The sequence below is a fragment of the Cytobacillus oceanisediminis genome (assembly GCF_022811925.1).
Lineage (GTDB): Bacteria > Bacillota > Bacilli > Bacillales > Cytobacillaceae > Cytobacillus > Cytobacillus oceanisediminis_D.
This window is the reverse complement of the sequence record NZ_CP065511.1, coordinates 1,521,081-1,536,175: the sequence shown is the minus strand read 5'-3', so window position 1 is coordinate 1,536,175 and position 15,095 is coordinate 1,521,081. Positions and strand designations below refer to the sequence as shown.

At 39.8% G+C, this 15,095-nt stretch carries 18 protein-coding genes; 8 read left to right on the top strand and 10 right to left on the bottom strand.

The window, feature by feature from the left end; genetic code table 11:
* Positions 1–42: 42 nt before the first annotated feature.
* Positions 43–1,263, bottom strand: a complete 1,221-nt coding sequence (locus tag IRB79_RS08015) for an ABC transporter permease (protein WP_243507963.1) — start codon at positions 1,261–1,263, stop codon at positions 43–45.
* Positions 1,256–1,996 (bottom strand): ABC transporter ATP-binding protein, encoded by a 741-nt coding sequence (locus IRB79_RS08010; RefSeq protein ID WP_243507961.1) that lies wholly within the window; start codon positions 1,994–1,996, stop codon positions 1,256–1,258. Before IRB79_RS08010 ends, IRB79_RS08015 begins: the two co-directional genes overlap by 8 nt.
* A 648-nt stretch (positions 1,997–2,644) precedes the next feature.
* Between IRB79_RS08010 and IRB79_RS08005 the strand changes: the two genes are divergently transcribed.
* The 3 genes from IRB79_RS08005 (at position 2,645) to IRB79_RS07995 (ending at position 4,977) form a co-directional block, all read left to right on the top strand.
* A complete protein-coding gene (locus IRB79_RS08005) occupies positions 2,645–3,064 on the top strand; it encodes an HIT family protein (protein WP_243507960.1) in 420 nt (139 codons plus the stop codon).
* Between the two features lie 174 nt (positions 3,065–3,238).
* Complete coding sequence (gene serC, locus IRB79_RS08000) at positions 3,239–4,321, top strand: 3-phosphoserine/phosphohydroxythreonine transaminase (protein WP_243507958.1); 1,083 nt, start codon at positions 3,239–3,241, stop codon at positions 4,319–4,321.
* A 128-nt stretch (positions 4,322–4,449) separates the two neighbouring features.
* On the top strand, positions 4,450–4,977 hold the full coding sequence (locus IRB79_RS07995; RefSeq protein ID WP_221877317.1) for a tryptophan transporter: 528 nt from the start codon (positions 4,450–4,452) through the stop codon (positions 4,975–4,977).
* 41 nt (positions 4,978–5,018) lie between these two features.
* Here the strand turns inward: IRB79_RS07995 and IRB79_RS07990 are convergent, their stop codons facing one another.
* On the bottom strand, positions 5,019–5,210 hold the full coding sequence (locus IRB79_RS07990; protein ID WP_009331428.1) for a membrane protein YhzF: 192 nt from the start codon (positions 5,208–5,210) through the stop codon (positions 5,019–5,021).
* 190 nt (positions 5,211–5,400) lie between these two features.
* On the opposite strand from IRB79_RS07990, the gene IRB79_RS07985 reads away from it, so the two are divergent.
* From IRB79_RS07985 to IRB79_RS07970, 4 genes are all read left to right on the top strand, one after another.
* Positions 5,401–5,757, top strand: a complete 357-nt coding sequence (locus tag IRB79_RS07985; RefSeq protein ID WP_243507955.1) for a YtxH domain-containing protein — start codon at positions 5,401–5,403, stop codon at positions 5,755–5,757.
* 287 nt (positions 5,758–6,044) lie between these two features.
* On the top strand, positions 6,045–6,620 hold the full coding sequence (locus IRB79_RS07980) for an HTH-type transcriptional regulator Hpr (protein WP_243507954.1): 576 nt from the start codon (positions 6,045–6,047) through the stop codon (positions 6,618–6,620).
* Between the two features lie 229 nt (positions 6,621–6,849).
* A complete protein-coding gene (locus IRB79_RS07975) occupies positions 6,850–7,398 on the top strand; it encodes a DUF3267 domain-containing protein (RefSeq protein WP_243507952.1) in 549 nt (182 codons plus the stop codon).
* A gap of 156 nt (positions 7,399–7,554) precedes the next feature.
* Positions 7,555–7,734 (top strand): hypothetical protein, encoded by a 180-nt coding sequence (locus IRB79_RS07970; protein WP_243507950.1) that lies wholly within the window; start codon positions 7,555–7,557, stop codon positions 7,732–7,734.
* Positions 7,735–7,821: 87 nt separating this feature from the next.
* On the opposite strand, the gene IRB79_RS07965 is transcribed toward IRB79_RS07970, so the two are convergent.
* Positions 7,822–7,914 carry a YjcZ family sporulation protein gene (locus IRB79_RS07965; RefSeq protein ID WP_082139012.1) on the bottom strand — a complete coding sequence of 31 codons (93 nt, stop codon included), beginning with the start codon at positions 7,912–7,914 and terminating at the stop codon, positions 7,822–7,824.
* Positions 7,915–7,978: 64 nt separating this feature from the next.
* The gene (locus tag IRB79_RS07960) at positions 7,979–8,062 is read right to left on the bottom strand and encodes a YjcZ family sporulation protein (protein ID WP_019381424.1); all 84 of its coding nucleotides are present in this window, start codon (positions 8,060–8,062) and stop codon (positions 7,979–7,981) included.
* Between the two features lie 361 nt (positions 8,063–8,423).
* Here IRB79_RS07960 and IRB79_RS07955 point away from each other — a divergent pair, with 361 nt between their 5' ends.
* The gene (locus tag IRB79_RS07955) at positions 8,424–9,320 is read left to right on the top strand and encodes a peptidylprolyl isomerase (RefSeq protein ID WP_243507949.1); all 897 of its coding nucleotides are present in this window, start codon (positions 8,424–8,426) and stop codon (positions 9,318–9,320) included.
* 58 nt (positions 9,321–9,378) lie between these two features.
* Here IRB79_RS07955 and IRB79_RS07950 read toward each other — a convergent pair whose 3' ends face one another.
* From IRB79_RS07950 to IRB79_RS07930, 5 genes are all read right to left on the bottom strand, one after another.
* Positions 9,379–9,564, bottom strand: coding sequence for a sporulation YhaL family protein (locus IRB79_RS07950; RefSeq protein WP_221877312.1), 186 nt, complete (start codon positions 9,562–9,564; stop codon positions 9,379–9,381).
* Positions 9,565–9,743: 179 nt separating this feature from the next.
* Positions 9,744–10,688 carry a 3'-5' exoribonuclease YhaM gene (yhaM, locus tag IRB79_RS07945; RefSeq protein ID WP_221877311.1) on the bottom strand — a complete coding sequence of 315 codons (945 nt, stop codon included), beginning with the start codon at positions 10,686–10,688 and terminating at the stop codon, positions 9,744–9,746.
* Positions 10,689–10,890: 202 nt separating this feature from the next.
* The gene (locus tag IRB79_RS07940; RefSeq protein WP_243507948.1) at positions 10,891–11,580 is read right to left on the bottom strand and encodes an LrgB family protein; all 690 of its coding nucleotides are present in this window, start codon (positions 11,578–11,580) and stop codon (positions 10,891–10,893) included.
* Positions 11,577–11,834, bottom strand: coding sequence for a CidA/LrgA family protein (locus IRB79_RS07935; RefSeq protein ID WP_243509312.1), 258 nt, complete (start codon positions 11,832–11,834; stop codon positions 11,577–11,579). The genes IRB79_RS07940 and IRB79_RS07935 overlap by 4 nt, the downstream gene beginning before the upstream one ends.
* 256 nt (positions 11,835–12,090) lie before the next feature.
* Positions 12,091–15,084, bottom strand: a complete 2,994-nt coding sequence (locus tag IRB79_RS07930; protein ID WP_243507947.1) for an ATP-binding protein — start codon at positions 15,082–15,084, stop codon at positions 12,091–12,093.
* Positions 15,085–15,095 lie beyond the last annotated feature (11 nt).

Genomic DNA, 15,095 nt, shown 5'->3' with positions numbered 1-15,095 from the left:
GGATGACTATATATACGCATACCAGACAGCAATGGTTTCATTTTATGCCCGGCTGCCCGCCAGCCGTTTCTGAATATAGAAATGAGTATATATATATGCAAATAAAATCCCTAATGCCAAAGACAGCAGTGATGCCATCCAGCCGCCATTGGCCAGGACAGCCAGCGATAAGAGGAATGCCTGAAAATATAGGATGCCTGTAAGCAGCTGTTTAAAGGACTTCTCCTTTATGTCCCCTTTAACCGGGTATAAATTCACCCACAGCTTATCCTGATGATGATTCCATAGAGGCAGGAGCTGAAAGCCTGTTAAGTACATGAATAGCGGTACAAGCATTATTTGTCCCATTCCATACGAAATTAAATAAATCGCTCCAGCACCAATGAACGTTAAACGAATGAATAGACCGAAGTAATCACCAGAACGGAGAAACGTTCGGACAAAAAGGTTTTTAAACGTCGCATCCTGTTTGAAAGGAATGCCTGGTAGCAGCCAATCAAGCCATTTCCGCCTTTTTACGCGATCTTTCAGCTTTGGAACATCTGTAAACATATTGGCGAGCCTGTAGAAAGACGTCATTCTCCTCTCTTCCTGGTCAATCAAAAACTCCCATTTTAGTCCTTTACCCCTGGATTTCATACTAAAGAACAAGTACAGCAGAATCAGGAGCACGCCTGCCGCCAGCATGAAAATGGGGGAAGCACCGCTAAAAAGAAAATATAGGAACACAGCGTTTACTGCGTAACGCACACATGCATCAAAGATATGTACGCTTGTTTCGATGTAATATTGTATCTTCCAGCGGATCAGCAAATTGATAATTTTTAACGACAGCAAGATAAGCAGAAAAGGTAAAAATGTTCTAAAATTGCCATCATTCACTCTGGCATATAAGGGCATAAAAACCCCTAGCCCCATTACCAGGATGTATGCATGCACAAAAAAGCTGACTGCCAGCGAACGCCTAAAATAACCTGAAAGCCTATCTTCAAGCGGCAGAAGAAAAATTTTGTCTGCCTCAGAAAAAAATGTATAAATCGGGCTGTATGTAACCAGAAGAGCTAAAATAATTGCCATTACCGCTGCAGCAGGAAAATGACCGGGAAGCGTCTTTATCCATTCCTGATAATAAAAAGCGGCAGTGCCCAGAAGGAACACCATGACTATGACAATATGGCCATTAAAAATATACCGGAGATAGCGGGAAAGCTCTTTGACTGTCCTCCCGAATCTCTCCTTCCATAATTGTTTTTCATCAAACATAATCTTCTTCCTTTGTGAGCTGGATATATAAATCATCGAGGGTAGCTCCCGGCATAGCAAATTGCTGCTGCAGCTCTGCTAAAGTTCCCTTCGCCCTCACTTTTCCTTCATGCAAAATCACAAAACGATCACAATATCTTTCAGCAGTTGCCAGTATATGGGTGGACATAAGAATGCCTGCACCGCTTTCTTTCATTTTCTTCATCAAATCAAGAAGTGATTGAATGCCCAGCGGGTCAAGACCTACAAACGGTTCATCAACAATGTATAATGACGGCTGCACCAGAAAAGCGCACATAATCATTACCTTCTGTTTCATCCCTTTAGAAAAATGGGCTGGAAACCACTTCAGTCTTTTTTCCATTCTGAATTCATTTAGGAGTGTTTTCACTCTTGATTTATACTCTGCTTCAGGCAGGCCGTATGCCATGGCTGTAATACGCAAATGTTCTTCCAGTGTTAATTCATCATACAAAATCGGCGTTTCCGGAACAAAGGTGAATTGCTTGCGATACCCTTCCTTATCATTAAGGAATTGCTTGCCATTGATTGTTATTTCACCTTCCTTCGGTTCCATTAAGCCAATTACATGTTTGATGGTCGTACTTTTTCCGGCTCCGTTAAGGCCAATCAGGCCGACTATTTCGTTTTCTCCCACATCAAAGGAGACATCCTTCAAGACCGGATTTCTTGTATAGCCGCCGGTAACGTTTTTAATTTCAAGCAGCGCCATTTTCAACGTCCTTCCTACTATATATGTAAGACCATTGTAAAAAAAGCCAAAGGATATTGTCCAGTTTGGGGAAAATTCCTGTATATAAATCCCGAATCCGGACATTCTAATCTATGAAGGGGAAACAAATCATTTGAACAACATTCAGATGATCAAAACTTGAAATGAGGTGTCTGTCGCAGACAGTTTCCTTTCAGTATAAGCTTCAAACGTTCCTAATAAGGGGATGGTTGCATTGCACATGAAACCTGATGATCTTAAACACTTGATCGCTTCATCCTAAAGTGGTCACTAAGTCATTTTTTAAATGAGGTGTTTGTTAAAGACTATCATCCATGCTTTATACGCCCGTGAATGCATATAAAGAAATAAGGGGATGGTCCGATTGAACAAAGATCGATTTTCTCTAGATATGAACACAATTCATTCATAAATGAGGTGTTTGTTAAAGAGAATTTACCTGAAGTAGAAACGTTCCGATAGAAGCTTCCCCTTCACCGGAGGCAGGATTCCAAGTGGATCCTGCCCTTTTATTTTAGGAATAGAACAATGCAATACTCCTTATCCCCAATAATATGTTTCACTTTTTTGTTTTTTGGCGAATATGGTAGAATTGTGTAAAAGGATATTTGGTTAGGAGCTGACATAATGAACGATTGTATTTTCTGTAAAATAATCAATGGCGAGATTCCTTCAGCGAAAGTTTTCGAAAACGAGCATGTGATGGCGTTTCTGGACATAAGCCAGGTCACTAAAGGGCATACACTTGTCATTCCGAAAGTACATAAAGAAAATTTATATGAAATGGATGCGGAAACAGCCCGCTGCTATTTCGAAGCGGTTCCGGAGATTGCAAGAGCTATCAAGGCTGAATTTGATCCCATTGGTTTGAATTTAATTAATAACAACGGCGAACATGCCGGGCAGACCGTTTTCCACTTTCACTCCCACCTTATTCCCCGCTACGGCGAAGGTGATGGCTTAGGAGTTGTATGGAAATCACATCAATCGGAATATTCAGCGTCCGACCTTCAGGAAATTTCTGAAGCTATAAAAAAACATTTATAAATTTCCCTTCCTCCTGTTTCTGCAGGAGGAATTTTTTTGCCTCTTTTACCCCCTAATTTTCAAAATGTTCATTTTTTTCTCTGTACAAATCAGTAAATTTTGTTAACATATTAAATATCTTTATTTCTTTACAGCATTATAGTGCATTGATTTTATATTTTTGGAGGGAGAAAAATGTACCGTGCTCTAAATTTTAATGCAGGTCCCGCGGCCCTGCCGGAAAAGGTATTAAAAGAAGCGGAAAAGAATTTACTGAATTTCAGCAATACCGGAATGAGCATAATGGAACTAAGCCATAGAAGCAAAGAGTATCAGGCAGTACATGATCAGGCAATAGCACTTTTGAGAAAACTGCTGGCCATTCCGGATGATTATGAGGTGCTATTTATCCAGGGAGGTGCAAGTCTCCAGTTTTCAATGGTTCCGATGAACCTGCTGGGAAAAGATCAAGAAGCCCATTATATCCTCAGCGGCTCCTGGTCGGAGAAAGCCTTAAAAGAAGCAGATAAAATTGGCGAAACCGTTATTTCTGCCTCCAGCAAGGATCAAAAATACCGCTTCATCCCAGCATACAATCAAGATGATATTCCTGACAATGCCGCGTATCTTCATATTACCAGCAACAATACAATTTACGGCACACAATGGAAAACATTTCCTTCTAATGAAAAAACACCACTTGTAGCAGATATGTCCAGCGATATTTTAAGCCGTCCATTGGAAGTGGAACAATTTGATATGATCTATGCAGGCGCCCAGAAAAATCTCGGCCCTTCCGGTGTAACAGTAGTCATTATCCGAAAAGAACTATTACAAAGATCATCAGAAAAGCTCCCTGCAATGCTGAATTATAATACGTTCGCCAATAATAACTCTTTATATAACACACCTCCCACTCTGGCTATTTATTTGCTGTCACTGGTGCTTGAATGGGCGGATAAGAAAGGCGGCCTTCAGCAGATTGAAAAGACCAATGAGAAGAAGGCAAAAATCCTTTATGATGTTATAGATGAAAGCGAAGGCTTTTACATAGGGCATGCTCATAAAGACAGCAGATCCCGCATGAATGTCACTTTTAACCTTCACAATGAGGACCTCTCCAGGGAATTTCTGCACCAGGCAAAAGAAGCAGGGTTTGTTGGGCTCGGCGGACACCGTTCTATAGGCGGCTGCCGCGCTTCCATTTACAATGCTGTGCCAGAACAGCATGTTGAAAAACTGGCCGCATTTATGAAAGCCTTTAAGAATAAAAATTAATAATATAACACCTTTTCATCCCGGGGATATGTGTTATAATGAGTTAAAGTTTTTCGCTGCAGGCAAAGAGAGCACTGCAGGAGAGACGAACAGAGCTTAGTCAGAGAATAGCAGAGGAGAGATTAGAAATGAATACAAAAAATTTAGTGGCCTTATCCCTATTAGTCGGGATGGGCGCAGTGCTTCATGCCGTTGTTCCAGGGTTCTTTCTTGGGATGAAACCGGACATGATGCTTACCATGATGTTTTTGGGCATAATCCTTTTTCCAGACAGCAAAAGCGTTTTGCTTTTAGGTTTGGTTACAGGCCTGATATCCGGGCTTACCACAACTTTTCCCGGAGGATTAATACCGAATATTATTGATAAGCCTGTTACTGCATTCACCTTTTTCGCTTTGTTCCTGATCTTAAAGAAATTCCGGAAGAATATCGTCAGTGCAGCTGTCTTAACAGCAGCAGGAACAATTGTATCCGGAATTGTGTTTTTAACTTCCGCATACCTGATTGTCGGACTGCCAGGGCCATTCACTGCATTATTTGCAGCAGTTGTACTGCCCGCAGCTGCAGTTAACACGGTGGCAATGGTTATCCTTTATCCAGTAGCACAATCAATTGCAAACAGAACAAAGCTGACTCAGCAGACGATCAGCCAGTAATAGACAAAGCCCGCAATATAAGCGGGCTTTTTATATTTACATTATTGGAAACTCCCTACAATCATTCCCAGCAGGAACAACAGTGCACCGCCTGCCGCTAGAGCAGCTGCCCTTTTTTTCAGTACATACTTCGGAGGATAGACTCCGGGTTTCTTTATAGAAAGAAAAAAATGAATACCTCCTAAAAACAGCACCACACTCAATGCAAAAATTCCAGCCGCCGCTCCGGACAACCTATCTCCCCCTTTCGCTTTATATCCCTCTACTGAATTGTATGCCTGTATGCCGGGAGCTATGAGGATATGGTTTACCCTTCTATGTTTTGTGATATAGATATAGAAACGGGAACTTTTCATTTTCCGCTTTAGAAAAATGAGTAATGTAGTAAAATAGACATATAAACAAGATTTTGAGGTGATGGTTATGAAAGCCAAATCGTTATTGCTTGGACTATTAGCAGGCGGCGCTGCAGCCGGCATATCAACCCTGCTGACCGCACCTGCTTCAGGAAGGGATACAAGACAGCAGTTAAAAGAAACCACAAACACCCTGAAGGAGCAGCTGAGGGAATTTAAATCCGAATTGCTGGCCATAAAGGACTCAGCATCATTTGCTTCGAAGGAAGGAAAAACCGCCTTTAAGGAATTCTCAAACGACATCAAATATTCCATCAGCAATTGGAAAAACGAAATCCTTCCCCATCAGCACAAGCTGCAGAGAGAATTGCAGGAAATTGAAGCAGCCATCCATGAACTTGAAACAAATTTAAATAAAAAGTGAATAAAAAATCCTTCTTTTTCTTTGGTTAAAAAGAAGGATTTTTTTATTTTTGAACGAAAACCAATATATTATGAAAATGCTTCAAAATTTTATTAAGCTTTGAACAAGCTCTCATCCCTTGCCCTTAAGCCTTTTATAGAAATATCTAATTATATTTCTAAAAATTTTGTAAATTTATATCTTTATTAATTTTTGTTTTATTGGCATAATGATACTATGAAAAGAAAAATGAACTTCTGGGTGTTTGACCAGAAATAATTAATTTTACAAAGTAGGTGAATTTTTGAATGTCGGATAAACCAATTTCTATGAAGGAAGCAATGATCTTCAGCCAGCGAGTGGCACAGCTGAGTAAAGCCCTGTGGAAGTCTATAGAAAAAGATTGGCAGCAATGGATAAAACCCTACGATTTAAATATTAATGAACACCATATTCTATGGATTGCCTATCATTTAAATGGAGCATCGATTTCCGATGTTGCCAAATTTGGCGTAATGCATGTTTCTACTGCATTCAATTTCTCCAAAAAGCTCGAAGAACGAGGTTTTCTTCAGTTTTCTAAAAAAGAAAGCGATAAAAGAAATACCTATATAAAATTGACTGCGGATGGCGAAAAGGTATTACTAAGTCTGATGGAAACCTATTCACCTGAGAAAAATGCCGTGTTCTCAGGTGCGATGCCATTAAGGGATCTGTATGGGAAGTTTCCAGATATCATTGAAATTATGGCGATAGTCCGCAATATATATGGTGACGATTTCATGGAGATTTTTGAAAAGTCCTTTGCCAACCTTGAAAATCAATTTGATGAAGATGATGGCAAATTAAAGAAAAAAACAACAGCTGAAAAGGAACTTGTTTAAATAGATAAAGTTCCTTTCATCATTATGTAAACCCTTACAAAGCGAAAGCATGCTATTCGCTTTGTATTTATGAATTCGGTTGCTCACAGTTTCACATTTGTTTCATTATATTAAATTTTTTTTCGACAAAATGTGTTAGCTTTCCCTATTGATTTTTTTATTTATTCATCGTAAAGTATCTTAAGTGAGTTTGAAAGATTACTAATTTACTCCATTTGGAGGTATTTTTATGATGAATTGCTGGAAGACGATTAACTTCACGAAGCAATATGGATCGCAAAGACTTTTTATACTGTCTTCCTTAACCATGCTGGCTACTTTCATATTTACATATGTTCCTGCAACGTATGTATTTTTGCCAGGTTCCTTTTACGATAATTATTTCATTTTCTTTGCAGCCGGTTTATGGCTGATGTATCCTGTGCATAAGCTACTTCACTTTCTTCCTATTGCACACCTTGGAAGTATCGTTAAAAAACAGCTGACAATTAAATATGGCTTTATGCCAATTATATATATTCGAATAACGGAGCCTATTTCAAAACGGCTTTTCCTGACTGCCACTTTGGCCCCTATATTTATCATAAACAGCCTGCTTCTGGCTGCTTGCTTTATTTTTCCGCATTATGTTCATTATTTAATAATTCTGTTTGCTTTCCATGCAGGCTTATCTTTTTCTGACATTGTGTGCGCCAAAAATGTGCTGAATGCCCCAAATCAATCTTATGTTGAAGAAAACGAAGATGGGTTTGAAATATTGCTTCATTCGAACCAGTAGCATAAGCATAAATCCCGGGTATCCTGACAAAGGATACCTTTTACTTACCGGACAGGCAATCTTTAATACTATCTTTTTTTTGTGAACTTTGATATTGTAAATAACAGACAAAACATGTAAAAGCAATAAAATGACTGCCCAAGGAGGGAATCTTGGATGATCTCCATCTTTATTATTTTTGCCGTTTTTATTTTATTTTATATCAACAAGATGACAAATTCGCTTTGTCTCCAAAAAGAGATTCCTGAGGAACGGCAGCCCAAAGTATTTAGAATCATTAACATTCTTATTACCATATTGCTAATCTCTTCTTTTGTAGAAATCTTGTATGCTTAGGATATCCTGAGAGCTCATAAACATGAGCAAAAGCGGCGGAAATTTTCCGCCGCTTTTATATATACATTAATTTCAAACATTAAAAGCTTAGCAAAAACAAGAAGCTCCAATGATGATTAACAAAATGAACAGCACGACAACTAACGCAAAACCTCCGCCGCATCCATGTCCTCCAGACATATGGTTGCCTCCTCTCAAATTCCGGCACAGGGCCCTGTCAAAAGACCCTATGCCCACCTTAGATTTACAGCCACGCGCAGCCTACAATGATTAATAAAATAAACAATACAACGATTAACGCGAAACCTCCGCCGTATCCAGCACCCATGGATAACACCTCCCCTTCAGGTTGCTACCATATCCTATTCATTTGCCTCTGTGGTCGGATAGGCTTCTATCCCGGCTATCCTAACTTTTTTAGGCTGCTTTGAAACCTCCCATCAGAGGGTTCCATGTATCATATGTACAATTGTCCTGAATGGGATGGGCGAATACCCAATTTTTTCAAAAAACGCTGTGTTAATAAACCAAGCATTACTTTCTTCTTTTGTTATTTTTTACATTTATGGTATAGTAGGGATTGTGATAAATGCAGGCTCTGTGAAGACAAATGCTGTTATTAAGATGTATAAAAATTCCAGCTCCAGCTCACCAGAGTCGAATTGAAAATTAATTTAGGAGTGTTCAACATGAAAAAATGGATGCTATCCCTCTCCATTGCAGCCGGAGTAATTGGATTAAGCGCATGCAACAACACCGGCGGCGAATCAGGAGATGTTGTCGTTGAAACAAAGAGCGGAAACATTACGAAGGACGAGCTTTATGAAGCAATGAAGGAAAAATACGGCGAACAGGCGCTCCAGGAGCTCATTTATGAAAAAGTTCTTTCTGATAAATACGAAGTAACAGACAAGGAACTTAACGAGAAAATTGATGAACTAAAACAGCAGCTTGGCGCTAATTTTGAGATGGCACTTATGCAATATGGTTATAAAGATGAAGAAGATCTAAGGGAAACTTTCAAAACAGGCTTGCTTCAGGAAAAAGCAGCTATTAAAGATATTGAAGCAACAGAAAAAGAGGTTAAAGAATACTATGATAACTACAAGCCAGAAATTAAAGCACGCCATATCCTTGTAGAGGATGAAAAAACTGCGGGCGAAGTAAAGAAAAAGCTGGACGAAGGCGGAAAATTTGAAGACCTGGCCAAAGAATATTCAAAAGACCCAGGATCTGCTGCCAATGGCGGTGATTTAGGCTGGTTCGGCCCAGGTAAAATGGTTCCTGAATTCGAGGAGGCTGCTTATGCCCTTGATGTGAACGAAATCAGCGCTCCTGTTAAATCAGAGCATGGTTTCCACATCATTCAAGTAACAGAGAAAAAAGAGAAAAAATCATTTGATGAAATGAAGAAGGAAATGGAATATCAAGTGAAAGTCTCCAAGCTTGACGGCGAAAAAATTCAGCAGGCAATGGATCGTGAATTAAAGGCTGCTGATGTTGATATTAAAGATAAGGAACTAAAAGGAGTTCTTGAAGAACCTGAAGCTGGGGCTGAAGGTGAAGCAGGAACTGAAGAAAAATAATGAATAACGGGGCTCCAGGCTGGAGTCCCGTTATTTATGTTTTTTAGAATGATTCAAATCAGCCTGCCGATTGCTGAGCAGATTTCCGCTCTTCTTTTTCCCTTTCAAGACGCTTCATATAAATTTCACCCTCACGTTCAATGCTGTCTTGCTCCACCTTTTTCTCTTCCCTGCCCGTCGTTACCGCCATATATGCACTTACAACGATTCCGGCTGCAACAAAATATACCCAAATTGGAATCATCAGTTTCCCCTCTTTCTTTTCATAATGGTTGTCCATTTACTAAAAATGTATGCTAAACCAGGAAAAATATGATAGACAGGAATAAGAAAAGCGCTGGAGCTAGACAGTTATCTAACTTCAAAATTTTTATGGATATCTATAAAAAGGCCATCCTTTCCCATTAGGAAGGATGGCAGTTATTATTTATGAAAACTGGGCTTATAGAATGAACGGTTATCCAGAGCAAATACCCGCTCCGAGAACTCTCCCGGTTTCACCCTCTCAAGGGCTCTATCAAGCATATTCATTTTTGCATCAATATTATCAATGTAATGAAGAATTTCTGCTTCCTTGATAAGCGGCGGTTTTGGACTGCCCCATTCCGCTTTACCGTGATGGGATAAAACCATATGCTGAAGGATCATAATCTCTTCACCGCTGATTCCCAGTTCCTCAGCAGCTTTTCCAATTTCATTAATCATAATGGTAATATGTCCAAGCAAGTTTCCTTCTATTGTGTAAGATGTTGAAATCGGTCCAGACAGCTCTGTAATCTTTCCTAAATCGTGTAAAATGACTCCAGCGTACAATAAGTCCTTATCCAGGCTTGGATACAAACCGGAAATTGCCTTTGCCAAATCCAGCATGGAAACTACATGATAGGCAAGACCGGATACAAACTCATGATGATTCTTCGTAGCGGCCGGATATTCAAGAAAGTCCTTTTGGTGCTTCTTCAATAAATGGCGAGTAATCCTTTGGATATTCGGGTTTTTCATTTCAAATATATATTGAGTGATTTTACTCATCATTTCATCTGTACTTAAGGGCGCTGTTTCGAGAAAGTCTGCCAGCTTGACCGGGTCTGTTGGGGACGCCGGCCGAATTTGGCGGATTCTTAGCTGATTGCGTCCACGGTAATTTAAAATATCCCCTGCGACTTTTACAATGGTTTCAGGGCTGTAGTTTTTCGCATCATCATCAGACACGTCCCAAAGCTTGGCTTCAATTTCTCCGCTTTGGTCCTGGAAAATTAGGGTCAAGAACGGTTTTCCATTACTTGCAATCCCTTTAGCTGCACTTTTGATAAGCAGAAAAAGCTCGATTTGTTCTCCTACTTCGTAATAAACAATTCCTTTTGACATACGCGCACCGACGCTCCCTTCACGAGGTTGTTTAAAAAGGGTACTAAGAAACAGACAGATCTTTGGCAGCCTCATTAAACATGCAATTCTATTAACCTAGTATACCACACAGATCCTGCTCTCTCCTAAATTAATCATGTCTTTTATCCGCCATAAAAACCCATTCACTTTTTCATGAATGGGTTTTTTTGATATTTGCTGGTTACAGCAAAAGCAGCAATATTGGAATGAATAACGAAAGGATAATTGCAGAAGTTGTCATGGCTATACACCCCATGGCACCTTCTTCCTCTCCCCACATGAGTGAACGGCTGGCTCCCAGCATCTGTGCTGAAGTGCCCATTGCCAATCCTTTGGCAGCTTTACTATTTATTCCAAGCCATTTCAATAAGTTTGGTCCCAGCATAACGGAAAAAAGACCAGAAAATAGCACAAAGAAAACAGTAAAGGCTGTGGTTCCTCCCAGGCCATCCGAGACCGTTAAGGCTACCGGGAGTGTTACCGAACGCGGAATAAGAGAAGCCATGATCTCCTGATTAAAGTGAAAAACCTGTGACATGATGTAAACCGAAAATATGCCTAAGGAGGTCCCGGCAAAGACTCCTGATATTATTTTCTTAAGATGTCTTTTCATTAAGGGCCACTCCTTATATAAAGGAACAGCAAAAGAGACAACCGAAAGCTGGAGGAGCAGTTCAAACAGACTGCTTCCTTTTTGATAGACTGATAGAGGGATGTTGCACAATAGAAGAATGATAATTAAGAGCGCAGTTCCGGTGTATAAAGGATTTAACCAGCTCTTCTTAAACTTCCTGAAAACTTGCAGGCTTGCGATATAACTGGCAAGAGTCATCAAGATGCACCCTATGCTATTGAAAAAAACAGAACTCATTTTTGGCTCCTCCTTCTTATGTTCTCATACAATTGAACAGAATACGCTGTGCCCAATAAACAGCAAAAGCTGCTTAGAATCAGCACCAAAAGGAAATGAAAATTTAATAGAGGAATAAAATTGGGAGATAAAAATAATCCAATGACAAAGGGGATAAACAGCAGGGTCATGTGTTTAATTTGAAAAGATGCTGCTTTCTCTATCCATTCTAATTTAATTAAGTTGGTTACCAATAGGATTAATAACATAATCATCCCTATGACACTTCCAGGAAGCGGAATATGAAAGAACGCAGCCGCAAAATTCCCTGCAATCAGAAAAATAGCGAGAAACAATATTTGAATCAGCCAGGGCAAATTATTTTCTCCTTCCTAACCGCTTTTTTTCATCTTACTGGATAAAAAAAGAGAAAACATGATATTTGTAAGGTTTCTTTACACACTTTTTAAAATGCTTGTGTGTTATTGTAAGATTTGCTTACAACACTTATAAAAAAGCTGCCTGTTATAATTACACAGACAGCTTTTCCTTTGCAACGGACTGTATTTGTTCTTCCTGAAAATGCGTCAGAAGATGCTTATGACAGGTAAAAAATAAAATTTGCCTGCCTGTTAGGTTCTTTAACAGGTTAATCATTCTTTCAGTTCGGACATGATCAAAATTCACGAAGCTGTCATCTATAATAATGGGGAAGGGGTACTTTCCATAAATCGTCATGGTGAGTGCCAGCCTAAAGGATACGTATATCTGTTCCGCAGTCGCCTGGCTCAGTTCTTTTGCTTCAAAAACTGCCCCTGTCTTGCTTTCTATAAGAAACCCGCTTCCTTCTTCTTTAGGAAAAATCCGTACATAGCCGCCATTGGTTAAAAAAGAAAGAAATTGCTCTGCTTTTTCCAGCATTTTGGGCAAACGCTCATTTTTAAAACTGTTTATCGTTCTATCTAATATATCCTTGGCAGTAGCATATTTTGCCCACTCTCTTGCTTCTTCTTCAAACTCAGATTTCAGCAAGGCGAACCTATGAAGGAGTTCCGCATAGGTTCCGCCCTCTTCAAGTATTTGAATTTCATATTTGACCTCTGCAAGTTTGCTCTGTAAACCAGGGATGCTTTCCTGGAGGAGAGCAGCTTCATCGCTGACAGCTTGGACCTCTGCTTCTGGATTTGTCACATTGGAATATTTATTGATTTCTTCCTGTGAAAAAGAGTTAAGATTAATTTGCTTGCGGACCTGTTTAATCTGTTCTTCAAGTTCTGTTAATTTCTGTGCTTCAGCAGCTTTTTCCCTGTACTCTTCGGCTGCATCGGTTCCGGCAAGGGAAAGCAGATGCTCGTAATCTTTTTGAAAGTGGCTAAGTTCGGCCTGCACTGTGCTGTGTTCTAGCTTTAACTCATGAAGTGCGGCTTCCCTTTCACCCTGCTTAATATGTTTTTCCGTTTCTTCTTTTAGCCTTTTTTTCAATTGATAGCCGATTTCCTGTACACTTCCCGGCTCGCTATTCAATAAACCTTTTAGCTTATGAAAAGTATGAAGCTTCTCATTGATTCCCTTTTCTGCTGATGCCTTTCTTTCAGTAGTGTATTTCTTTTCCCTGTAGAGGGCTTTTAGCTGTTCAATCAGATTAAAAGCTTCACTCAAAAAGGTTTTGGAGATATCATGAGGGAGAAATAGCTGTTTACCCAGCTCCAGCAGTTCATTCTCAAGTTCGGCACATTCATTCTCCCATTTTTCAAAAGAGGCAATGATCTTTTCGTATTTTTCATTTGCCTGTTCAAGCTGAAACTGCAATTGGATAAGCTGATATTGCCGGTCGCTGTCTTTCTTCAGCTGTGTCTCCAGGCTGGCTGCATGCTGAATGTCAGGCTGCTTTAATTTATCAAGCAGTGAGCGTTCTTTTTCACTCAGAGCTTTTATCTCATTTTTAATAAAACTGTCTTGCCCCTTAGGCTCCTTTTTATTTGCCATGGCAAAACAAAAGGCTGCGCCTATAAATCCTGCACCTGCAATCACCCATGATTGGCTAAAGATTCCCCAGCCGAACAAAGCTGCAAAAAGAACTCCCAAAAACAAAAGCTGCCTTTTCTCCTGGTATGTTTTTTGCCGTCTTTTTTCCTGCTCCTTTTTTTCTGCTCTCTGAAGGAACTGAAGCCTCTCCTGTGTATCCTTCAGTTCTTTTTCGATATTACGCCTATCTGCAGTGAAGCTTAATGTTTCCTTAATGGCTGAACGTTCCTCTTCCTTAAGAAGCTGTTCTTTCAATTCGCCAATTTTTCGTTCCGTGTTCTCCAGCACTGACTTTTCATCGTTAAATCGATCATCCAATTCCTGTTTCAGTGCTTGAAGACGGTTTCGGCGAATGTGCGCATTATTAACCTTTTCCTTCATAAAAACACTCGTATCAACTTGTTCAAGCTGCTGTTCGTCAATTTGGAGATGAAGTCTTTCCTGAAGATTTAAGATTTCTTCTATAATATTTTCCAGCTTAATTGATAATTCTTTTTCTTCTTGGTTTAACTTTTCCAAAAACGGCAGCCCTTCAACCGCTGCATTGATGTGATGCTCATTGCTAAGGAGCAAATGATCCGGCTTATTATTCTGCAGCTCTTGTTCAAGGATAATTATTCTGGATTCCAGACTAGCTCTGCGCCCTTCCAGGGGCTTAATCATACTTTCGAGCTTCTCCAAAAGAGCAAGCCCATTTGCCGGGAAAGAAATGTCTGTAAATTTTCCCCTTTCTTTGATCAGCTCTTGCTCCTCTGCTATTAATGGAGATAGGTCCTGCCATTCTTTTAAACGGAAAAGCTCCTGCTGAGCTTGGTCCAGTCTCTGATGTATTCTGTTTAAATCGTTTTCAAGATTTTCTTTTTCACGAAGCAATGTCCAATACTGCTCATTATTTTGCTCCGCTTTTTTCAAATCCTGATGCAGCTGCTTCATCTCTTTTAGCTTTACATTCAGAGATGGCTTTTTTCCGTTTGGCTTAAAGCGGCTTTCCAATTCCTTTTGAAGTATATTTTCCGCAGAAACCAGATGATCCGTTCCCAGTGAACCTGCTGAAAACAAATACCTCCCCAAATCTTCACCCTTCATTTGATTTACATTTTGCAGCCCATGGATATTAAAGGAGAAAATAGATTGATACAGCCCTTTATCAATGTGGTGAAGGAGATCGTTTAAAAGCTCTTCCCCTCCCCTTGTTCCATCCTCAAGCAAGACACTGACATCTCCGGATGCTTTTCCTTTAACACGCTCTATGACCGCCTTCCCTCTATCAGGAAAAATCGCGGTAAGCCTGCCGCCATATTTTGCTCCTTCCTTGGGCTCATACCTTAATTCCGATTGGATCTTTGCTGGAAAGCCAAAAAGAATACTATGGATAAAAGACATGATGGTAGATTTGCCTGCCTCATTTTCTCCGTAGATCACCTGCAAAGATTGAATATCGGTTAGTATAAAGTCAGTAAGCTTTCCGTATCCGTAAATATGTATATCTGTAATTTTCAAAGGTCCACCTC